This window comes from Streptomyces sp. NPDC055103 (genome assembly GCF_053607625.1).
Map to the genome: position 1 here is coordinate 11,525 of NZ_JBSGTX010000083.1, position 21,964 is coordinate 33,488.

The 21,964-nt window shown below is 68.3% G+C and carries 16 protein-coding genes; 9 read left to right on the forward strand and 7 right to left on the reverse strand.

Annotated elements, in window-relative coordinates; all coding sequences use genetic code 11:
• Window positions 1-531 precede the first annotated feature (531 nt).
• Complete coding sequence (locus tag ACWFR1_RS35025; protein WP_453558672.1) at window positions 532-7,782, forward strand: polymorphic toxin-type HINT domain-containing protein; 7,251 nt, start codon at window positions 532-534, stop codon at window positions 7,780-7,782.
• Window positions 7,772-8,104: a hypothetical protein gene (locus tag ACWFR1_RS35030; protein ID WP_453558631.1), complete on the forward strand. Its 333-nt coding sequence runs from the start codon at window positions 7,772-7,774 to the stop codon at window positions 8,102-8,104. The genes ACWFR1_RS35025 and ACWFR1_RS35030 overlap by 11 nt, the downstream gene beginning before the upstream one ends.
• 107 nt (window positions 8,105-8,211) lie before the next feature.
• Here ACWFR1_RS35030 and ACWFR1_RS35035 read toward each other — a convergent pair whose 3' ends face one another.
• The 3 genes from ACWFR1_RS35035 to ACWFR1_RS35045 are packed head-to-tail and all read right to left on the reverse strand — an operon-like array spanning window position 8,212 to window position 11,461.
• Window positions 8,212-9,522 carry a tyrosine-type recombinase/integrase gene (locus tag ACWFR1_RS35035; RefSeq protein WP_453558634.1) on the reverse strand — a complete coding sequence of 437 codons (1,311 nt, stop codon included), beginning with the start codon at window positions 9,520-9,522 and terminating at the stop codon, window positions 8,212-8,214.
• The gene (locus ACWFR1_RS35040) at window positions 9,522-9,707 is read right to left on the reverse strand and encodes a helix-turn-helix domain-containing protein (RefSeq protein WP_380224781.1); all 186 of its coding nucleotides are present in this window, start codon (window positions 9,705-9,707) and stop codon (window positions 9,522-9,524) included. Before ACWFR1_RS35040 ends, ACWFR1_RS35035 begins: the two co-directional genes overlap by 1 nt.
• Window positions 9,704-11,461, reverse strand: coding sequence for a replication initiator (locus ACWFR1_RS35045; protein ID WP_453558638.1), 1,758 nt, complete (start codon window positions 11,459-11,461; stop codon window positions 9,704-9,706). The genes ACWFR1_RS35040 and ACWFR1_RS35045 overlap by 4 nt, the downstream gene beginning before the upstream one ends.
• Window positions 11,462-11,812: 351 nt before the next feature.
• On the opposite strand from ACWFR1_RS35045, the gene ACWFR1_RS35050 reads away from it, so the two are divergent.
• The 6 genes from ACWFR1_RS35050 (at window position 11,813) to ACWFR1_RS35075 (ending at window position 15,623) form a co-directional block, all read left to right on the forward strand.
• The gene (locus tag ACWFR1_RS35050) at window positions 11,813-12,193 is read left to right on the forward strand and encodes a winged helix-turn-helix domain-containing protein (RefSeq protein ID WP_453558641.1); all 381 of its coding nucleotides are present in this window, start codon (window positions 11,813-11,815) and stop codon (window positions 12,191-12,193) included.
• Between the two features lie 523 nt (window positions 12,194-12,716).
• A complete protein-coding gene (locus ACWFR1_RS35055; protein WP_453558644.1) occupies window positions 12,717-13,964 on the forward strand; it encodes a helix-turn-helix domain-containing protein in 1,248 nt (415 codons plus the stop codon).
• 128 nt (window positions 13,965-14,092) lie between these two features.
• Window positions 14,093-14,506 (forward strand): hypothetical protein, encoded by a 414-nt coding sequence (locus ACWFR1_RS35060; protein ID WP_453558647.1) that lies wholly within the window; start codon window positions 14,093-14,095, stop codon window positions 14,504-14,506.
• Window positions 14,506-14,757 (forward strand): DUF7848 domain-containing protein, encoded by a 252-nt coding sequence (locus tag ACWFR1_RS35065; RefSeq protein WP_453558649.1) that lies wholly within the window; start codon window positions 14,506-14,508, stop codon window positions 14,755-14,757. The genes ACWFR1_RS35060 and ACWFR1_RS35065 overlap by 1 nt, the downstream gene beginning before the upstream one ends.
• 168 nt (window positions 14,758-14,925) lie before the next feature.
• Entirely contained in the window at window positions 14,926-15,267 is a 342-nt protein-coding gene (locus tag ACWFR1_RS35070) for a hypothetical protein (RefSeq protein ID WP_453558652.1), read from the forward strand.
• Window positions 15,268-15,272: 5 nt separating this feature from the next.
• Window positions 15,273-15,623 carry a DUF7674 family protein gene (locus ACWFR1_RS35075; RefSeq protein ID WP_453558655.1) on the forward strand — a complete coding sequence of 117 codons (351 nt, stop codon included), beginning with the start codon at window positions 15,273-15,275 and terminating at the stop codon, window positions 15,621-15,623.
• A gap of 146 nt (window positions 15,624-15,769) precedes the next feature.
• Here ACWFR1_RS35075 and ACWFR1_RS35080 read toward each other — a convergent pair whose 3' ends face one another.
• The 3 genes from ACWFR1_RS35080 to ACWFR1_RS35090 are packed head-to-tail and all read right to left on the reverse strand — an operon-like array spanning window position 15,770 to window position 19,013.
• Complete coding sequence (locus tag ACWFR1_RS35080) at window positions 15,770-17,077, reverse strand: tyrosine-type recombinase/integrase (RefSeq protein ID WP_453558658.1); 1,308 nt, start codon at window positions 17,075-17,077, stop codon at window positions 15,770-15,772.
• A complete protein-coding gene (locus ACWFR1_RS35085) occupies window positions 17,077-17,265 on the reverse strand; it encodes a helix-turn-helix domain-containing protein (RefSeq protein WP_453558661.1) in 189 nt (62 codons plus the stop codon). The genes ACWFR1_RS35080 and ACWFR1_RS35085 overlap by 1 nt, the downstream gene beginning before the upstream one ends.
• Window positions 17,262-19,013 carry a replication initiator gene (locus ACWFR1_RS35090; protein WP_453558664.1) on the reverse strand — a complete coding sequence of 584 codons (1,752 nt, stop codon included), beginning with the start codon at window positions 19,011-19,013 and terminating at the stop codon, window positions 17,262-17,264. The genes ACWFR1_RS35085 and ACWFR1_RS35090 overlap by 4 nt, the downstream gene beginning before the upstream one ends.
• 319 nt (window positions 19,014-19,332) lie before the next feature.
• Here ACWFR1_RS35090 and ACWFR1_RS35095 point away from each other — a divergent pair, with 319 nt between their 5' ends.
• Window positions 19,333-19,752, forward strand: coding sequence for a GntR family transcriptional regulator (locus ACWFR1_RS35095; RefSeq protein ID WP_453558667.1), 420 nt, complete (start codon window positions 19,333-19,335; stop codon window positions 19,750-19,752).
• A 348-nt stretch (window positions 19,753-20,100) separates the two neighbouring features.
• Here the strand turns inward: ACWFR1_RS35095 and ACWFR1_RS35100 are convergent, their stop codons facing one another.
• Complete coding sequence (locus tag ACWFR1_RS35100) at window positions 20,101-21,252, reverse strand: ISAs1 family transposase (RefSeq protein WP_453558670.1); 1,152 nt, start codon at window positions 21,250-21,252, stop codon at window positions 20,101-20,103.
• Between the last annotated feature and the right edge of the window lie 712 nt (window positions 21,253-21,964).

Sequence of the window (21,964 nt, forward strand, 5' to 3'; positions counted from 1 at the left end):
CGTCATGAGCGAGGGAGTCCGGGTCGGAGCACCATTCCGCGCAGGCATGGCTGGGCGAGCCGATGATGACCCATCAACCCCGGGACGTCACCCTGCCGCCGGAAGTCGGCCGGACCTTCCATGCGCCGCCCGCGGACACTAACCGCGGGGACGTGAAAGCCGTGTTCGGCAGGTTTACCTCTGCCTCCACGGGATGGATTGCGAGAAACCAGGACGAAAGATCATCGCGATCGGTTGCTTCGTAACTAGATGTAGAGATCACGCTCTTCTGGCGTACTTTCTGCACTGACCTGAGCGAATGCCAGATGACGCCTAATAGCAGGCTCTCCGTCCGCACCCGGACGATTACGTCCCGTGACAATAGTCACGTGGTATGGACCATCTCTGGAATTCCTTCACCAAGTGCACGCAGAATCTGCGGAATCTGAAGTGCAATCACCTGCGGTGCGTCTCCGGCTGCCGCTCCAAGTGGTCCGGAGGTACCCCACCTTGTTCGCCCGCCATCGCCACGCCCGCCGTCGGGCCCACCGCATGGTCATACCCGCCCTGGGTGCCGCCCTGCTGGTGGGGTTGCTGCCCGCCCAGTCCCTGGCCATGCCACCGGACCCGGCGAACGTCGAGACCGGACGCGAGACCCTCGATGCCGATCCCCTCGCACTCGAAGCGATCGAGGTCGACAAGCCCATCGACGGCCAGACGTTCGAGAAGACTCTCGAGACGCTCAAGGCCGACGTCCCCGCCGACCTGCAGCAGCCACCCGCCGGCACCACGATCACCCCGGCCGCCGACACCGAGCCGTTCACTTTCGGATCCGCCGTCAGCCCGGCCTCGATGACCAATACCACGACGGCGACGACGACGGCCGAGACAGACGGTCTCACCCAGATCCCGACCCTCCCCATCCTCGCCGGACAGGCAGCGGGTCAGCCCGCACCCACTGGCACCTGGCAGTTCAGCGTTGTCAATCGCGCTGCCGAGATCGACAAGGGCGTCGAGGAGGCCCTCAAGGTCGGCGCCCTCATCACCGTCCAGGCTCCCGCCACCGGCTCCGTCCCGCTCTCCGTCGGCCTCCAGTACAAGAACTTCGAAAACCTCCACGGAGCCGACTGGTCCTCGCGCCTGCGTCTGGTCCAGTTCCCCGAGTGCTACCTCTCCACGCCTCTCGATGAGGCGTGCCAGGAGTACGAGGAACTCGAGACCGTCAACGACCCCGTCGCCCAGACCGTGACGGCGACCGTCGACACCGCGGCCGACGGCACCGTCACCCCCGCCATCGCCGCTGCCACCGCCCCGTCCGGCCCGGCGATCATGCAGGCCTCCTACACCACCGCCACCCCCACCGCCACGGGCGGAGACAAGGCCGTCATCGGCGCCGTCGACTCCGGCTCCGGCCCCGGCGGATCCTTCAAGGCCACCCCGCTGGCCTCCAGCGGCAAGTGGACCGCGGGCGGCTCCTCCGGCGCGTTCACCTGGTCCTACCCGATGGCCATGCCGCCCGCCCCGGCCGGCCCCGCGCCGAACGTCACGCTCTCCTACAACTCCCAGGCCGTCGACGGCAAGACCGCCGTCTCTTCCCCCCAGGCGTCCTGGATCGGCGAGGGCTGGGATTACAGCCCCGGTTTCATCGAACGCCGCTACCGCAGCTGTAAGGACGACACCCACGCGCTCAAGGTTGACCCCGACACCACCGTCGCCCCAAACAACACGGCTAAGGCCGACAAGACCAGCGACCTGTGCTGGGTGTCCTACAACGCGGTCATGTCCCTGGGCGGCAGCACCACCGAACTCGTCCGCGACGCCCCAGCCACCAGCAACCCCGAAACCGACGTCGAGACCTACCGCCCCCAGCGCGACGACGGCACCCGCGTCCAGCGCCACACCGGCGGCACCAACGGCGACGACAACGGCGAGTACTGGACCGTCACCACCACCGACGGCACCAAGTACCACTTCGGCCTCAACAAGGTGGGCGGCGGCCACGCCGACACCAACTCCGTCTCCACCGCCCCCGTCTTCGGTAACCACCGCGAGGAGCCCTGCCACTCCACCACCTTCGCCGACTCCCGGTGCGGAGCCGGCAAGCAGCAGGCATGGCGCTGGGGCCTGGACAAGGTCGAGGACCTCCACGGCAACGTCATGATCGTCAACTGGAAGCAGGAGACGAACTACTACGCCGTCCGCAGCAAGCGCGCCACCCCTGAGTCATACGAACGCGCCGCCTACCCCACCACCATCGAATACGGCCTCCGCGCAGCCGACCTGGCCAAGCCGTCCGCCACCGTCGCCTTCGGCGTCGACCAGCGCTGCCTGAAGTCCACAACTGCTTGCGACGCGGCCAACTTCAAGCCCAGCGACCCCACCGCCTACCGCCCCTGGTGGGACACCCCTGGTTCCCTCAACTGTGCGGCGACGTCCAAGCTCTGCCCCGGCTTCCCGTCCTTCTGGACCCAGGTCCGCCTCAAGACCGTCACCACCAACGCCGCCCGCGCAGGCCAGACCGGCCTGGGCAAGGTCGACACCTACACCCTCAACCACTCCTTCCCCGAGGACTGGTACGACACCGCACCCGGCCTCTGGCTCAACTCCCTCACCCGCGCCGGCTACGGCCCCGGCGACACGACCGGCACCCTCCAGACCAAGGACGGCGTCAGCTTCGCCCACTACACGGTCAAAGCCAGATCCCCCCTGAGCGCCCGCCTCAAGGACAAGCAGCTCCCCAACCTCGTCCGCAGCAGTACCACCGACAAGCGCCCCGGCTTCACCCGGCCCCGCATCGGCACCGTCGTCACCGAAGCCGGCGCCGACATTGAGGTCGAGTACACCGGCGGCTGCGGCATCCAGCCTCCGGTCGACCTAGGTAGGCGCAACGGCACCTGCTACCCCGTCCGGTGGTCCCCCGACGGCGAGGAGGAGACCCCAACCAAGGCCTGGTTCAACAAGTACGTCGTCGCCTCGGTCACCGAGACCGACAAGGTGGCCGCCATCTTCGGCCAGCCCATCAAGACCACATACGGCTACTCAAGCCCGGCCTGGGCCCAGAGCGACGACGAGTTTCTCCGCCCTGGTTTGCGTACCTACAGCGACTGGCGCGGCTACCGCCAGGTCACCGTCACCAAGGGCGCCATGACGAGGCCCCCTTTCACCGCCCCCAAGCCCGGTGAACCGCCCCACGCACCCCTGTCGCAGTCGCGCTCCGTGACCCGTTACTTCCAGGGCATCGGTGGCGAGGTCAAGGACTCCGTCGACGGCACCGTCCTCCTCGCCGATGACATCGCCCAGTACGCCGGCATGACAGCCGAGACCCTCACCTTCCTCGACTCCGACCAGGCCCGTACTTACCTCGACAACAAGCCCGAGACAGCGCCGGTCTTCAAGAGCCGGACGCGAGCCTTCCCCGACGCAGCGGTCGAGACCGCCTCACGCCCCCGGCAGGCTGAGGACGGCACCACCCTCACCGCCCTGCGCGCTTACCGCACGGGCGTCAAGAAGACGGACACCATCCAGGCCGTCGGCAGCGGCTGGCGCGGCGTCCGCACCACCACTCTCGACCGGGACGCCACCTACGGTCTGCCCACCGCAGTCGAGACCGCCGTCGTCACCCACAACGGCACCAGCGAAACCCTCTCCGAACCCACCTGCACCAAGACGGCCTACGTCCACAACACCGGCGCGTGGCTGATCGGACTCCCCAGCAGCATCCGCACCACCGCCACCACCTGCACCGGCCACGCCAACGCCGATCCCGCCACCGAACTCAAGGGCTCGATCGAGACCCGCTACGACGACCTCGCCCACGGCGCGACCCCCACCAAGGGCCTGATCACGGACGTCGACGAAATCGACGGCACCGGCACCACCCACTCCATCACCACGAGCACCACCTACGACCCGCTCGGCCGCATCCGCACCGTCATCAAGCCCGACGCCAGCAAGGTCGAAACCCAGTACACCCCCGGCGACGCCGGAGGCCCGGTCACCTCCGTCAAGACGATCAACGCCAAGGGCCACACCACCACCACGACCTTCGACCCCGGCCGCGCGCTGCCGCTGACGGTCACCGACCCCAACGGCCGTATCACCCGCACCGAGTACGACCACCTCGGCCGCCTCACCAAGGGCTGGTCACCCTCCCGCTCCACCGGCACCCAGACTCCCAGCGTCGAGATCGCCTACCAGACCGCGACCGTCGCCTCCGACGGCAAGACCAACCCGGCGGCTACCACCGTCAAGACGCTCAAGGACGACGGCACGTACGCCCGCCAGGTCACGCTCTACGACGGCCTCATGCGCCAGGTCCAGACACAGTCCGAGGCCCACGGCCCCGGACGCGTCGTCACCGACACCTACTACAACGACCACGGCCTGGTCTCCGAGCAGACCGGCGGCTATCTCGTCAAGGGCGAACCCGCGACCGACCTGTTCCAGGTCAAGTCCCCAACGCTCGTCAAGAGCCGTGTAAAGACCGTCTACGACGGCATGGAACGCCCGGTCAGACAGATCCCGTACCACGGGCAGGTCCGCCAGGCCTGGACCACCACCACCTACGGTGACACCACGGTCGCCGTCGACCCGGCCGGTTCCACCGTCCCCACGACGACCACGACCACCGATGCCCTGGGCCGCGTCACCGCCATCAGGCACCACACCGGCGCCGGCACGTACCGCACCACCACGTACGGTTTCGACAAGCGCGGCAACCGCGACAAGGTCACCGATCCCGCCGGCAACGCCTGGACCTACATCTACGACGCCCGTGGCCGCGTCACCTCGTCAACCGACCCGGACACGGGCACCACGGAGACCGATTACGACCAGGCCGACCGTCCCAACATCGTTTCCGACGACCTCGATCAGTACACGTACACCGACTACGACGTCCTCGGCCGTGTCACCGCGGTACGCGAGGGTTCGAAGCTGACCACACCCGTCAAGGAGTACACCTACGACCCGGCCGGCGCCCTCGGGCTTCCGTCCGAGTCCAAGCGGCGCACCGCCACCGGCGACTACATCACCAAAGTCACCGGCTACGACACCGAGTACCGGCCCACCGGCCGCCAGGTGGTCATCCCCGCCAACACCATGACCACCGGCCTGTCCGGCACGTACGCCTACAGCTACACCTACACACTCACCGGCAAGCCCCTCTCCGTCACGCTGCCCGCCAAGGGCGGCCTGGCGGCGGAGAAGGTCATCACCCGCTACAACGAGGACGGCCTGCCCGAGTCGACCTCCGGCGCCGCCTGGTACACGTCGGATGCCACCTACTCGCCGTACGGCGAGGTCCTGCGCAGCGTCTCCAGCGCGCAGCCCTACCGCATCTGGACGACCAACTTCATCGACGAGCACACCGGCCGCCTCCAGCGCACGGTGACCGACCGGGAGACCGCCGGCCCCCACCGCATCTCGGACACCGGTTACGCCTACGACACCTCCGGCATGATCACCGCGAGCGCCCGACAGGACGCGGTGACACCCACCCTCACGACCTGGGACAACCAGTGCTTCACCTATGACGCCATGGGTGAACTGGTCAACGCCTGGACCTCCAACATCAAGCCCGACGGCAACGGAACCGGCTGCAAGGCCGCTTCAGGAGCCACCTGGGGTTACAGCAGCACGGGAACTCCCTCCAGCGGCCCGGTCGCCGACGCCCCGCACCAGGCAGGAGCGGCACCCGCCGGTCTCGCCAACACGGCACCCTTCACCGGCACCGTCGCCTCTGGCACCGCAGTCACCGGCTCGGCCGCCTACCGCCAGTCGTTCACCTACGACTGGGTCGGCAACCGCGCCACCATGACCGAGCACGACCCGGCCGGCGACACCAGCAAGAACGCCACCTACACCTACAACCACAGCACCACCCAGCCCCACACCCTCACCTCCGTCACCTCCACGCCCACCGGCAAGGGCAGCACCTACACCTACAACAGCACCGGCACCACCAAGACCCGCGACCTGCCCGGCGGCGCCTCCCCGGACCAGGACCTGAAGTGGACATACGAGCAGAAGCTCGAGTCGAACACCGCCAACGGCGTCAAGACCACCTACGTCTACGACGCCGACGGAAACCGCATCCTCGAGAACTCGTCCACCGGCAGCACCCTGTACCTCGGCGAAACCGAACTCACCACCGACTCCGTCGGCCTCATCACGCGGGCTTCCCGCTCCTACGGCCAGGCCGGCACACCCACCGTTGTCCGCACCACCACCAACCAGTCCACCACCGGCCACAAACTCAACGCCCTCCTCACCGACCACCTGGGCACCGCCCACACCACCGTCGAAGCCGGCGGCACCCAGCCCGTCACCCGCCGGGCCGTCAAGCCCTACGGAGAATTCCGCGGCGCCAAGCCGGCCAACTGGCCCAACAAGCGCGGCTACCTCGGCGTCGGCATCGACGACACCACCACCGGCCTCACCCACATCGGCGCCCGCGAATACGACCAGAACACCGGCCGCTTCCTCTCCGCCGACCCCATCATCGACTTCACCGACCCGCTCCAAGCGAACGGGTACACCTACGCGAGTAACAGCCCTGTCAGCGTCAGTGACCCCACCGGGCTGCGCGAAATCTGCGGGGCTGGGGGGAACTCCTGTGACGCACTGAGCTTCAACAACGACGGCAGCAACAACAAGGACCTGGACCGGAAAACCACCGGATCGAGCGAGTGTCGGGATACGGACTGTCACGAAGGCTTCGCGTCGCCTGGCTTCACCGGCGTCGTAGACCTCGGCAATGGTGCGGCCACCCTGCTACCCGAGAAGATCGCCAAGAAGTACATCACCTCGGGCTATCCGACTGAACAGCAACTCAGGCAAATAAATAAGGGCTACTACGACCACCTGAGTTACGAACTGAACCTCGAACTCTACTATCGTGAGCGCTGTGGATTTAGCGGAGCGAACGACACGTGTACCGAAATTCGAAATTTCTATGGCGGCTTCAAGCATGTCAAGAGCATCGGCACTATCGACACATGTGCAATCTGCGGAAATCCGGGCTTCGATATCGTTTTGGCTCGCGCATTGGGGGCAAGGTGCAAGTGCTTCTTGGCCGGGACCGATGTACTCATGGCCGATGGTGCAACAAAGGACATCGAGGATGTTGAGGTCGGAGATGAAGTACGCGCAACCGATCCGCTAACGGGCGAGTCCGGCGCCCGGAAGGTCACCCATCTCATCGTCACCGAAGATGATAAGCAATTCAATGAGCTGTCCATTGCGACATCCGGCGGCACGAAGAAGCTCACAGCGACACACGAGCATCCGTTTTGGTCACCGTCAGTCCGGCGCTGGGTAGAAGCTGGTGATCTGTCCCAAGGAATGACGCTCCTCACGGACACGGGCCAGACGGTCGCCATAGAGGCAAACCGTGGATTCACGAGCAAAGCTCGGACGTACAACCTGACTGTCGATGACCTGCACACGTACTATGTACTGGCCGGTGCCACGCCAGTACTCGTGCATAATTCCAACTGTCTGACGATGTCGTCAGCTATCGGGGATGACACCCTGCTGACCAAGGCGGCAGAGCAGGCGGGGAAGAATCAGGCAGTCCAGCGAGACCTGGATAATCTCTTCAGCCAGCTGTCTCAGGGGAATATGAATCCAGGAATTGGCAGCAAGGCGCTTGCTGGGACCGACGTGACCTATGCGCGCGGGGCTAATGGCGGACGACTTTTCTTCCGAAATGTCGACGGTGGCATTCAAATCGTAGGAAAGTCCGACAAGGGTAACGAATCCAAGGTCATCGGAAGGCTGATGCAGCTCTATGGACAGTAGCCCCTTCACGATCGTCAGGAAGGCCCAGTTTGAGGCCCTCTTCATGCTCGGCGCCGACGAGCGGGCCGAGACGGTGGAGAACGTTGATGCTGAGATCACCGCGTCTGACGGAACCAGGTGGAGCGCAACTTTCATGACGCTCTCCGAGATCGCTCGCATCATGGATCGATGGGCTGGAACTGGCGAGAATAAAGGCGGCCAGTATTTCCAGTGTCCGGATTTGGTGATCGTGCGAGACGGGGGAATTTCGGCCATGACCCTGGCTCTCGAAGGAATCTTCGAGGCTGGAGGTCCGGGAGGAATTCTTGGTGATCTGAATTAGCGGTTCGGATCGTTAAGGAATCTCTCCTTACGAGATAGGAGAAGCCCCGCCGGAGGATGCTCCGGCGGGGCTTCTCGGTGTCTTGACGGCAGTAGTTGACGGCAACGTCAGCGGACGGGTGCTGCACAAAGCGGCGGTTCGTCGCCGTCGTCGGGCCGGGTGGCGGGGGCGCGGAGGGCGTTGCCGAGGAGGTCGATGGCGTCGCGCTGGAGGCGGAGCCGGACGTGGGCGTAGACGGTGGCGGTGACGCCGATGTGGGCGTGGCCGAGGAGTTCCTTGATGACGACGAGCTCGACGCCTTGTTCCAGGAGGAGCGTGGCCGCCGAATGCCGGAGGTCGTGGAAGCGGATGCGGCGGAGCGTGGCCCGGCGGAGCAGGGTGTTGAAATGCCGGGTGAGGGTGGCCCCCTCGATCGGGGAGCCGTCTGGCCGGGTGAAGACGTAGCCGCTGCCTTTCCAGCCCGAACCTGCTGCTTCGCGCTCCTGGCGCTGCCGGTCGCGGTGCTGTCCGAGTGAGCGCACGCACGGCGTCGGCAGGGCGATCCGTCGTTCGGAGCTCTGAGTCTTGGTTGGGAGGGCGGTCAGGCCGCCGGAGTTGGTGCGCTGGAGGGTGCGGCGGATGCTGGCGGTTCCGCCGGCCAGGTCGAGGTCTTCCCAGCGCAGGCCGAGGAGTTCGCCCTTACGAAGCCCGGTGCGCAGAGCGAGTTCGAACAGCGCGCTCAGCCGGTGACCGTGGGTGGCAGCCAGGAACCCGCGCGCCTCATCGGCGGTGAGGGGTTCGAAGCGGCGGGGCCTCGGGGTGCCCATGCGGACGTTGCGGGCGACGTTGCGCGGGATCTCCTCCTCCCGGACGGCGTGCTCCAAAGCGGACTTGAGCACGGAGTGCACGTAGGCCAGCGTCAGCGGGGACAGCCGCTTGGAGCAGCACTTCCCGACGGCGCAGCACTGCGGCTGGTCGCGGGCGGTGTCGAGGCCGCGTGCGCAGCACTGGCAGGTGGTGCGCAGTAGGTCGAGCCAGGTTCGGACGTCCTTGGCGGTGAGCTTGGCGAGCTTCTTCTTGCCGAGGCCAGGGATGAGGTAGAGGCGGGTGCAGGCGGTGTAGCGGGTGTGGGTGTTCTCGCGGAGGCGGTGGACGGCGACGGTCTCCAGCCAGTAGGTGAGGAACACTGCGACGCTGCCCTGCGCGGAGGGGGCGGGGACGCCGCGGTTGCTGGTGGCGATCTTCTCGGTGAGCTGGGCCAGGGCGTCCTTGCGGGTTGCACCGTAGACGCGGACGCGCTTGCGGGTGTCGCCGACGGCCAGCACGTAGCCGGCGGCTTCCCAGCGACCGTCCTTGCGCTGGTAGACGGTGCCATCGCCGTTGGCGCGGACCCTGCGCGAGCCAGTACCGGGAGTGGGGTTGGTGTCGGGGGTGGTCATCAGGCTGCCTCTTCGAGTTGGTGGTGGACGAGGGCGGTCAGGGCGTGGGCGGGGATGCGGCGGGCGCGGCCGAGGGTGATCGAGGCGAGCTGCCGGGTGCGGATGAGGTCGTAGACGGTGGAGCGGCTGATCTTTAGGCGTGCCATGACCTCGGGAACGGTGAGGAGTTCGGACTCGGCGGTCACGCGATCACCCCCGTCTGGACGGCGGTGGTCAGCGGGTCGGTGGAGTAACCGGCCCGGTCACGGGAGCGCTGTGCGTGCCGGGGGCGGCTCGGTTGCTCGGTCCGGGGGCGCGGTGTGGTGGCCAGGAGGTCAGCGAGGTGGGCGAGTTCGGGCAGGAGGCCGGTTCCCGCGTACTGCCAGTGCGAGATCACCAGAGTCGTGTCCGCGCCGCCGGATCGCCCGTTCTTCGCGCGGTGACCGGGGCAGGGTTCGGTGTGACCGGCGGTCAGGTCAGCGCGGTCCTCGCGGTCACCGTGCTGGTCAGTGACCGACTGGCCCCCACCGATCGGCAGGTCGGCGTGCCGGTCGACCATTGCCGGGTCGGTCGGCGTCGAAGCGGTTTCGGGTTGGCGGGTGCGCCAGGCGGTGCGTTCGGCGCGGAGGTGGGTGAGGGTAGTGGAGTAGTGGCGGGTGCGGGTGGAGAAGTGGCCTCGGAAGCCGAGCATGTGGGCCCACTGGCGTAGGCGGAGGTGGGCGTGCTCGGGCCGGGTGCCGAGGTGCCATGCGGTGTGGATCATGCGGCGGGCGTGGTCGGTGAGGTCGTGCTGGGCGAGTTCGGCGAGGAAGCGGAGTCGGCGGTCGAGGGTGCCGGTGGTGGTTTCGGCGCCCTTGGTGGCGTACTTGGCGATGTAGGCGGCGACGTGCCGGTCGGTGACGGGGGCGTCGCCGGTGAAGTCGGTGCTGCGGATCGCGCGGACGTCGATCTGCCGCCCGAACCGGATCGCCGTGGGCTCCGGCGCCTGCGCCTGGTCGGCTTCCCCAGCCCCGGGGGCGGGGCTGGGGGTGTGTCCGGCGGGCTGCGGTTGTCCGATCCTTGAAGGGTGTTGGTGCTGGACGCGAGTGCGGTTCGCGGCTGCGCGGATGGCGTGGTCGAGGAGCTGGGTGGTGGCCCAGGTGGGTGGGGTGCTGTTGGGGCCGTCGGGTCCGTCGATGCGGATGACGGTGTGGAAGTGGATCTGGCCGCGCTTCTGGTACTCGGCGACCTTGGCGTAGGAGAGCGTGGCGTGGTGGCGCAGGGTGCGCTGGGTCAGTCCTGCGGCCTTGGCGATCTCGCGACGCAGGTGAGCGGTGAAGCGTGCCCACAGCGCGGGCGCGTGAGCGTTCCACAGCACCGCGCCGGTGTAGTCGTACCGCTGCGGGTTCAGCGGGGTGCCGAGGAGCGGGTCGTCGTCGGCGTGCCGGGTGCCGCAGGTGCAGGGGGTGGTGCCGGGTTGGTTGTGGACGGGGCCGAAGCCGGGGGCGGTGAGGGTGGCGAAGACGCGGGGGTGGGTGGCGACGGTGGCCGGGACGGTCTTGCCGCCGCGTAGTCCGGCGGCGATGAGCTGGTAGGTGTCGTAGCGGTAGAGGGTGGAGCAGGCGGGGCAGCGGGTGGCGCGGCGGTTGCCGCAGCGCACCAGGAGTTCGCCGGCGGGCAGGTGGCGGCTTTCGAGGTGGTCGAGGATCTGGCCGGTGGCGGTGTCCAGGCGGGTGCGGTGTCCGGTCATGCGGATCGGGCGGGCGCAGCCGCCCAGTGAGCCGATCTGCCGGGCTAGGGGTGCGAGGTATCCGGCGGCGGCGAGCTTGGCCAGCCTGGCGGTCAGCCGCGCCCGGCGTTCCAGCGCCGAGTTCCTGTTCGCGGACGTGTCGGGGCTGGTGGTGAGCGCTGGTGCGGCGAACGCCCCGTTCGCGGGAGTGGAGGTGGTTGCGGGGGTGGGGAGTTGGAGCTGCGCGGGCATGGGGACAGACCTCCGGCAGGAGTCGGGAGAAGAGGAGAGGCGATTGAGGGGCGACCCGGGTGATCGGCGCACGTGGGCACGGTGCGCGTGACGGCGGGCGCGGATGGTGGGCCGGGGACGTCTGGCCTGGTCAGCGGTGGTGTTCACCAGCGGTGCGTGAAGGTAGCATCGCTTCAAGCGCGCATTCAAGTGCATCCCTCCTCATCTATTTCGTGGCCGGTGGGGACGCGAGTACTGTGGCCCCGGTCTTCCGTTTTGGACGGGCCGGATTTCGGTGATAGAGGCGCAGAGAAGGTGGGGTGACCTGCGGTGACGGTGGGGCGGCGGGGGCGTAGACCGGCGGGCGGCACGGTGCTGCTGACGTTCGAGGTCATCGCCGAGGCCCTGCGGGAACGGATCCGCTCCGGCGGGCTGAAGCCCGGGGACGCGTTGCCGACGCAGGCCGTGTTGATGGCGGAGTACGGGGCCTCCAGCCTGTCCGTGCAGAAGGCCATGGCCCTGCTGAAGCAGGACGGCTACGCGATCTCCCGCCCCGGCAAGGGAGCCTTCGTCGCCCACCCCGACGCCGACGGCGACTCAGATGACGGGGAGGCGGGGCCCGCGCCCGTCGGCGGGACGGCGGCGCGCGTCGAGGCGCTGGAGCTGGCACTGGCCCAGACGCTTGATCAGCTCACCGCCCTGCGTGCCCGCGTCGAAGCCCTCGAAGCGGGCGGCACCGAGCGAGATTGCTGACCCGTCGCCCGCTGGACCGCCAGGGGCTGGAGCTGTGCGTCCAGATTTTCTCTACGAGGTTCAAGGCGGGCCCCGCCCGCTGGAGGTGGCCCGACGTCGCCGACCGACCCAGGGTCGGACCGGCCCCGAGGTCTTCACGGGTGTCGGCGGTCAGCGGTCCGCCGGGTCGCGAGCGGGGGCTCGACTGGTGCCCGATGGGAGCAAGTTGTGGGCTATGGACTCCTTGCCCGCGACGCGGAGCAAGTTGTCGCCTGCGACCGTCCTACGGCCGGATCGCGGGCAACAGGGTCGGCCAGGGGTCCGACCCGCTTCTATCTCCGGGCTCGCCGAGGACGGTGGCCGATGTCGCCTCCGGCACGGAGCGAGGCTCCCCGCCGACCTGCCGACCCCACCCGCGCCGCGCCGTTCCAGTCAACCGCGTGCCCGAGGCTACGCGTGGCGGTGGGTCACCGTCTCGGGTGGGTATCTGCCCAGAGAGCCCGGTGCCCATCAGGCGTACCGTGGCGCTGGAGGTGGTGAGCAGATGACGATGGAACTCGCGGACAACGTACGGAAGTACCGGCGCCGCGCCGGGATGAGCCAGGAGGAGCTCGCTCACGCGGCGGGCCTGTCCCCGGCGACGGTCCGGAAGGTCGAGCAAGGCGGAACGGTCCGTATGGAGACGCTTCACGCTCTGGCCCGCGCTCTGGGCATCCCCACGGCGGCACTTGTCGCGTCCGACGCACCGGAGCCCGTGGGACGGGCGGAGGAGCCGAACCGGCTCAACCTCATCCAGCTTCGCGCCGCGCTAACCCCGGCGGTGGGGCTGGTGGACCAGGACGCCCAGGCCGTGGGCGAGGAACCGAACCTGCGTGCTTACGCGCGAACGGTTCGAGACGCGCGGGTGCTGTACTTCTCCGACAGCTACAAGAGCGTCGCCGCCCAACTGCCCGGCCTGTTGCGGGACGCCGCGCGGGCCGTCGCCCACTACGACAGCGGAGACGAGCACCGGCAAGCCCTGCTTGCCCGAGCCGAGGCGTTGCGCCTGGCCGGCACGTACCTCACGCAGGTGAGGCAGTACGACATCGCCTACACGGCCCTGCGAGAAGCCATCGCGGACGCGCGGGAGGGCGGGGACCTGCTCGCGGCCGGTTCCGGGGTCGGCTGCATGTGCTGGCTGCTGGTGCGGCAAGGCCGGCTGGAGGAGGCGGAGCGGATCGCCGCCCAGAGCATGGATGTGGTGGAGCCGAAGATCACCGGAGCTGAGCCCGACCACTACGCGGTGTGGGGCGGTCTGGCCATGGAAGCCGCAGCTGCGGCGGCACGCAACAACCGCCCGGACGAGGCCAAGGAGTACCGCAAGGCAGCGCGGGTGGCGGCAACCGCCGTCGGCACCGCGCACCGCAACGTCTCCCGGCACTGGTCCGTCTTCGGACCGGTGACCGCCGCCATCAAGGCACTCGAAGACTCCATGGTCATCGGGGACGCCCGCGCGGTGGTGCGCAAGGCCGGCGAAGAGGTCGAGCTGTCGCCGAAGGCGTGGAAGCGACTGGGCAGGCCCAGCACGAACGACGGGAACCGCTTCACCCTCGACATGGCGCGCGCCCACACGCGAACCGGAGACCTGTCGGCGGCCATGGACGAGCTGACCCGCGCTCGTGAAGCCGCCCCCGAGTGGCTGAGGCACCAGAACTCGGCGGCCGAGACCATGCAGGACATCCTGAGCAAGCGTAAGCGCACCCTGACCAGCGACATGCGCGAGATGGCCGGCTACCTGGGCGTCGTCGGATAGGTGCTACGCAGCGTGGCAGTTCGCGGACCTTGCGTTGCGATCTGCCCTGCTGGATCCGTGGATTGATGCGTAGTCAGGTCGTTACGGTCGCCGTGTCCTGTTCCAGCGACCAAGGCCGGAGATCCACTATGGGCATGCCGAGGAGCGACGCGGACCGTCTGCGTCGCAGGGAGTTGCACGAAGCGGCGTCGGGCATGGCGGGACCCCGCCTGCTGCCATGGACCACCGAGGATGGGCGCCCCTGCTATCTGAGCACCGACGGCAAGGGCTACATCTCGACGCTCGCCGACGGCATCGAAACCGTGCAACTCGGCATGGGTCACGAGCTGCTGGATTACGCCCGGGGCGTCCTGACCCCCGGTGCCCAGGCGCAGTCGGCGATCGAGTACCGCTGGCTCGCCTGCCGGCTGACCGAGGCCCTGTCGGACGCGCTCAGGGTCGCCCAGTCGCGCGGAGAGCGCATCCCGGCGCCGCAGGAGGAGGCGGCTGAGGAGGGTGAACCTGCCAGCGTCGGTCACCTCAGCGGGCGGGGGGAAGGCTGATGGGCAAGGCCACCCGCTACCGCTTCCGCGAGTACCACGTGACCACCGTGACCGACCCCATGGCGCTGCCGACCTTCGAGGCGGTCTGCGTCACCGGCGAAGAACGGGACTGCGCCGCCGCGTCCGGCGAGCTGCACACCTCTGAGGAACTTACGCGCTGGATCGCCGGACACTGCGCGCAGACTGGCCACCAGTCGTACGAGCAGACCACCCGCACCGTCGTCCGCGCCGAGCCCGGAGCATGGCAGTAGGATCACGCGCGCGGCCGACAACAGCACGACTGGTCTACACCTCTGGCGGCAGTAGTGACGGCAACAACCACGGACTTCAGCGCACATCTACGGACGTCGACGGATCGTCAAACCACCGTTGACCTGCGAAAAAGCAGGCGGGGAGGGGTCGCGTAGCACACGTACTATGTGCTGGCGGGCAAGACGCCGGTACTCGTTCACAACAGCAACTGCGGCATCCTGCCAACGCCAAGCGTCTCTGATTCCAAGCTTCAGAACTTGGTTGACGATCTCTATAAGGGGACGACCAATACGGCCCGAACTGGAGATGGTACGACGATGTCGGCGATTCGCGAGGAGCTCAGCTCAGGTCAACTCGTACATGGCCGCAACCATGTAGCCAAGGGGAACCAGTACGCCAAGGCGCTGAATAAGTGGATATCAAGGAATCACAGAGACGGCGACCCGCACGACTTGATCGTGGCGAGAAGCCTACTTGCCGACCTCAAGTCGGCCCTCGCAGGGAATTGATGGAGATGAACGAAGATCAGTTCTTTCATGGCCTCCTTCAGAACTTTCCACAGCTTGAGAGCTTGCATTCCGAGCATGTGGAGTTCTACGAAGAGTTCCTCTCCCACGTTTTCCTGGCAGACGTCGTCCGATGGGCGGTAGGTTTGTTCAGTGAGGCTGGCCAGAGTTCGACCGAGGAAGCCATCGGGATTCGGTTGATCAATTTCATCGAGGATGCGTACGTGCATGGCGATTGCGCAGTCAGGGAATTGGTCAGGGTTTCGTTTGTTGAAAACCTGCCTTACTCTGGTCAAGAGGGGTTCCGCATTCGTGAACACCTGACGGGGAATCTCCGTAAGATGTTTACGGAGCGTTAAACTCTGCGAATGCTGAGTCGCAAGACGTGGTTGCTCAAAGCGATTTCATCGCACTCAAGTCAGATAGCCTCAGCAAAGATGAAGCCCCGCCAGGTGCGTCCTGGCGGGGCTTCTGCGTGGGGTGACGGCAGTAGTTGACGGCAACGTCAGCGGACGAGGGCGGCGCAGGGTGGCGGCTCGTCGCCGTCGGAGCTGACCGTCTTGGTGGTCTCCGGGCTGTCGAGTGCGGTGCTGAGGGTGTCGATGGCGTCTCGCTGGAGGCGGAGTCGGACGTGCGCGTAGACGGTGGCGGTGACGCCGATGTGGGCGTGGCCGAGAAGTTCCTTGATCACGACCAGCTCAACCCCCTGCTCCAGGAGCAAGGTGGCGGTCGAGTGCCGGAGGTCGTGGAAGCGGATGCGGCGGAGGCCGGCCTTGCGGAGGAGCGTGATGAAGGCGCGGGTGAGGTTGGTCGGGTCGATCGGTCGGCCCTGCGCCGTGGTGAACACGTGCCCGTCGTGCTGCCACGTGGTGCCCGCGGCATCACGCTCGCCCTTCTGCTGCTCATGGTGGAGCTTCAGCGACTGGACGCAGCGGGTGGGAAGCGCGATGCGGCGCTCGGAGGCCCGCGTCTTGGTGGGCAGCGTGGTGAGCCCGCCTGCGGCGGTGCGCTGCAAGGTTCGGCGGATCGCGGCGGTGCCGGCGTCGAGGTCGAGGTCTTCCCAGCGCAGGCCGAGGAGTTCGCCCTTGCGGAGTCCGGTGTGGAGGGCGAGTTCGAACAGCGCGTGCAACCGGTGACCCTGGGCGGTGGTGAGGAGCCGGCGGGCTTCGTCGGCGGTGAAAGGTTCGAAGCGCCGGGGCCGCGGGGTGCCGGTGCGGACGTTGCGGGCGACGTTGCGCGGGATCTCTTCCTCGCGGACGGCGTGCTCCAGGGCGGACTTGAGCACGGAGTGGATGTAGGTGAGCGTCAGCGGAGACAGCCGCTTGGAGCAGCACGTTCCGACGGCGCAGCAACGGGGCTCATCACGGCTTGCATCGATGCCACGCGCGCAGCACTGGCACGCGGTGCGGAGCTGGTTGAGCCAGGTGCGGACGTCCTTGGCGGAGAGCTTGGCCAGCTTCTTCTTGCCCAGGCCGGGGACGAGGTACCGGTCGACGCAGGCCGTGTAGCGGGTGTGGGTGGTTTCGCGCAGGTGGTGGAGGGCGACGTTCTCCAGCCAGTACGTCAGGTACGCGGCCACGCTGCCTTGCACGGAGGGGACGGGGAGGCCGCGGTTGCTGGCGGCGATCTTCTCGGTGAGCTTGGCCAGGGCGTCCTTGCGGGTGGTGCCGTAGACGCGGACTCGGCGACGGGCGTTGCCGGGGGCAAGGACGTATCCGGCGGCTTCCCAGCGGCCGTCCTTGCGCTGGTAGACGGTGCCGTCGCCGTTGGCCCGGGTGCGGCGGGAGGCGGGGTTGTCGCGGGGCGTGGTCATCAGGCGGCTTCCTGGTCGAGGCGGGTGCGGATGAAATCGGCGAGCGCGTGTGTGGGGATGCGTCGGGCGCGGCCGAGGGTGATCGAGGCGAGCTGGCGGGTGCGGAGCAGGTCGTAGACGGCGGAACGGCCGAGCTGGAGGCGGGCCATGACCTGGGGAACCGTCAGCAGTTCCGTGCCGGCGGTCACGCGATGGCCCCCGCCCGGGCGGCACTGGTCAGCCGATCGGTGGAGTGCCCGACCGGGTGACCGGCGCGGTCACAGGAGCGCTTCGAGTGTCGGGTTCGGGTCGGTTGCTCGGGTCGGGTCTGCCGTTTCACGGCCAGGAGGTTGGCGAGGTGTTCGAGTTCGGGCAGGAGGCCGGTTCCGGCGTACTGCCAGTGGGAGATGACCAGCGTCGTGTCCGAACCGTCGGGCCGTGCGGCGATATCGCGGTGACCGGGTCGGTGACCGGTGGAATGACCGTGACCGGGTCGGTGACCGGCGGCCGGGTCAGTGGGGTGTCCGGCGCGGTCACTGACCGGAGTGGCGACCGTCTGGCCGGTTTGCGTCCCACCCTTGGCTGGGGTCTGGGGGTCGGGTCGGCCGGCTCGCCAGGCGGTGCGTTCGGCTCGGAGGTGGGTGAGGGTGGTGGAGTAGTGGCGGGTGCGGGTGGAGAAGTGGCCTCGGAAGCCGAGCATGTGGGCCCATTGGCGCAGGCGGAGGTGGGCGTGCCGACGCTTGGTGGCGAGGTGCCAGGCGGTGTGGATCATGCGGTGGGCGTGGTCGGTGATGTCGTACTGGGCGAGTTCGGCGAGGAAGCGGAGGCGGCGGTCGAGGGTGCCAGTGGTCGTCTCGGCTCCCTTGGTGGCGTACTTGGCGATGTAGGCGGCGACGTGCCGATCGGTGACCGGACCGTCGCCGGTGAAGTCGGTGCCGCGGATCGCCCGGACGTCGATCTGCCGCCCGAACCGAAACACCAACCGCCCACCCCGATGTGAGCTTTGGGACTGGGGCGCGGGGATGTCCCCGGCAAGCTGCGGTTGCTTCGGCGGTTCGCCCCCGTGGCGGACGCGGGTGCGTGCGGCGGCGGCGCGGACGGCGTGGCCGAGGAGCTGGGTGGTGGCCCAGGCGGGCGGTGTGCTGCCAGGGCCCGTGGGTCCGTCGAGGCGGATGACGGCGTGGAAGTGGACCTGGCCCCGTTTCTGGTACTCGGCGACCTTGGCGTACGAGAGCGTCGCGTGGTGGCGCAGGCTGCGCTGGGTGAGCCCGGCGGCTTTGGCGATCTCGCGTCGTAGGTGGGTGGTGAAGCGTGCCCACAGGGCCGGGGCGTGCGCGTTCCACAGCACCGCCCCCGCGTAGTCGTACCGCTCAGGGTCGAGCGGGGTGCCGAGAAGCGGGTCGTCGTCGGGGTGGGTGTGGCCGCAGTGGCAGCGGCCGGTGTCGGGCTGGTTGTGGACGGGCCCGAAGCCGGGTGCGGTGAGGGTGGCGAACACGCGGGGGTGGGCGGCGACGCTGGTGGGGACGGTCTTGCCACCGCGAAGTCCGGCGGTGATGAGTTGGTAGGTGTCGTAGCGGTAGACGGTCGAGCAGGCCGGGCAGCGGGTGGCGCGACGGTTGCCGCAGCGGACCAGCAGTTCGCCCGCCGGGAGTCGGCCGGAGTCGAAGTGGTCGAGGGTCTCGCCGGTCGCGCTGTCCAGACGGGTTCGGTGCCCGGTGAGACGGATCGGGTGCGCGCAGCCGCCGAGCGTGCTGATCTGTCGTGCGAGGGGTGCGAGTTGGCCGACGGCGGCGAGCTTCGCCAGCCTGGCGGCGAGCCTGGCGCGGCGCTCCAGCGCCGACCGCCCTGCCGCCAAGGCGGTGATGTCCGCCGGGCAGGTCGGTGTCGTGAACGCCGACGATGGACACGAGGCAGTTGGAACGGTTGCGGTGTACGGGAGTTGGAGCTGTGTGGGCATGCGGAACGGGGCCTTTCGGCGGGAGCGCGGAAGCGGTACGGCGCGGGGTGGCGTGGGCAGGCCGAAGTGATCGGCTCACAGGGGAACGGGGCGCCTCGAAGGTGGGCGCGGGGGCCGGACCAGGGGGCTTGGCCGGCGGGGCGCGGTGGTGATCACCGGCGGGTGCGTGACGTTAACATCGGCTCACGGGCGCATTCAAGTACATCCTTCCTCATTCCTTTCTGCGGGTGGCGGGACGCGGGTAGTGTGGGGTCGGTTTCCCGGCTTGGACGGGCCGGATATTGCTGGTAGAGGGCGTGGAAAGCGTGGGTGACCAGGCGTGGTGACGACGCGGCGCGGGCGCAGGCCGGCGGGCAGCGGGGTACCGCTGACGTTCGAGGTCATCGCCGAGACCCTGCGCGAGCGCATCCGCTCCGGCGGGCTGCGGCCGGGTGACGCGCTGCCGACGCAGGCCGTGCTGATGCGGGAGTTCGGGGCATCCAGCCTGACCGTGCAGAAGGCCATGACCCTGCTGAAGCAGGACGGGTGGGCGGTCTCCCGCCCCGGCAAGGGCGCCTTTGTCGCCCACCCCGACCATGAGGCCGAGGCTGATGACCAAGACGGCAGGGAGGCGACCGAACCCGCAGGCGGAACGGTGGCCCGCGTCGAGGTGCTGGAACGTGCCCTGGCCGACGCCGTTGAGCAGATCGCCGACCTCCGTCACCGCGTCCATGCCCTGGAGACGGGCGGCGACCAGTAGGGTCGCTGACCCGCCGCGCCGGGCGGGCTGAGAGCGGGCCGAGAGCCTGCGTTCAGATTTTCTCTACGAGGTTCAAGGCGGACCCGGACCGCCCGAGCGGACCTCCGTCGCCGACCGACCCGCCGTTGGGCGAGCAACTGACGCCCGTGCCGAGCATCGGCGAACGGCCAACCTCAGGCCCGAGTAGCACGTAATTCGGTCCGGCGGTAGGAACATTGCGGCAGTGGAGTCCGGGCGCGTCGCGCAGCAAGCTATCGCCTACGACCGTCCTACGGTCGGATCGCAGGCACAGGGCCGACCAGGGGGCCAGGGGTGTTGCAAAGTCTCATGATCTTGTGAGTCTGCTGGTCAGGCGATGCCCAGGAGGTCGAGCGGGCGGGTGAAGGGCTCGTAGGAGGCATGCCGGAGGCCGGCGGCGATGTTGTGGTGTCCGGCAGCGCGGAGGGTGTTGATCGCCAGGTTGCGCAAGGTCGCCATGTTCTCGGGGCCGCGGCCGGTGCGGATCTTCGAGGCGTCCTCGCCGAAGGCGGTGTCACGGACGAAGTGGAGCCGGTTCTCGATGGTCCACTGCGACCTGGCGAGGCGGCCGAGCCGCTCGGGCGAGGCTTCCTGCGAGGTCAGGTCCGTGATCACGTAGACGGTCTGGCGGCTGCATCTGCCGGTGGCGAGGTCGGTGCGGTGTCGCAGGATGCGCGCGGCCTGGGCGGCGTGGGGGAAGTCCAGAGCGAGGCCGGTGACAGTGAGGGCCCTGGTGGCGCGGGTCTCCCTGCGGCCGTGGCCGGTCTCGCGGTCGTATCGGCGCGCCGTGCAGTCCTTCCAAGGTAGTGACCGCAGCCGGCGGTGCAGTTCGGGCTGGTTGGCCTTGACCACGAGCAGGTAGTGGGCGTTCTTCTCTTCCACCAGGAACCGTGCGTGGTCGCGCTGGGTGTGCAGGGCGTCGGCCGTGACGGTAACCCCGGTCAGGTCGTAGGGCGCGAGCAGGGCGGTGAAGCAGGTGATCTCGTTGGTCTTGCCGGGAACCCGCAGCTGGGTGACGGTCCGGCCGCCGCCGGTCGTCGCGGCCAGGAAGTGAGCGGCGGGCGAGGTGCCGTGCCGGGAGCCGCGGGCGGTCTTTCCGTCCACGGCCACCGAGTCCGAGCCGGCCGGATCGGTGCCGGTCAGGTCGGCCAGGCCGCCTGGGCAGACCAGGGCGATGACCCGCCGGACCGTGGCGGCGCTCGGTGCGACGCGCACGCCCAGGGCACCCACGACCCGGGCGCCCAAGCGGGCGAGGGTGTGCTGCGGAGCGTTCGCGGACCACTGGCCGACGGCCGCGTACGAGCGGGCGCCGGCGGCCACCGCCGAGGCGGCAACCAGCAGCACCGCCACGAACGGGTGACGAACCCCTCGGCGCCGACGCGGATCGGGCAGCAGCCGCAGCCGTTCCACCAGCGACAATCCCGCCGCGCCGTCCACAGCGGGCGACTTGGTCAGGCAGACGGTGGCAGACTGGCGGCACATCGAAGCTCCGGTGGTTCAGGGCGACTTGGGAAGGTCACCCCGTACAACCGGAGCTTCGTTGCGTTCGTGACGGTCCGGCCCGCACCCCTCGCACCGCCGCAACCTGCGGACTCACGTGATCACCGGGACTTTGAAACGCCCCTGACCAGGGGGCCGACCCTCAACGCCCCTCGCCAGGCTCACCGAGGGTGGTGGCCGACGTCGCCACCGGCGGGAAGCAACGCCCCAGCCACCCGCCGCACGCCGACAGGGACCGAGGGCCGCCCCGACAACCGACGGCCGAGCCGCCGAGAAGCGACCGGGCGGGCATGGTCGCCAAGAGCCTTGACGGCAGTAGTGACGGCAACAACCACGAATAACCCCGGCCGAACCCGCACCCTAGCGGCCCACCAAATGCCACTCGACCTGCGAAAACGCAGGTAGGGAAGGGTCCGTTAGCACACGTACTATGTGCTGGCCGGGGACACGCCGGTCCTAGTTCATAATTCTGGTGGATGCCCGACGGACGTGGCATTGGGGCTTCGTAAGAATGGCCTGAGAGGATTCGCCGAAGGTAAGGGGTACACCCACTATCTGGATAGCGATATTTGGGAGGCTGAGGTTCGTGCGGCCGCCCATATTGATCCGAAACGCTTTGAGTTCAGGCTCGTTGACGGTGTGTGAGTGATCTGGTGGGGGATGCGCGGGCCTGGTCGCCGGACGCGCAGGAGGC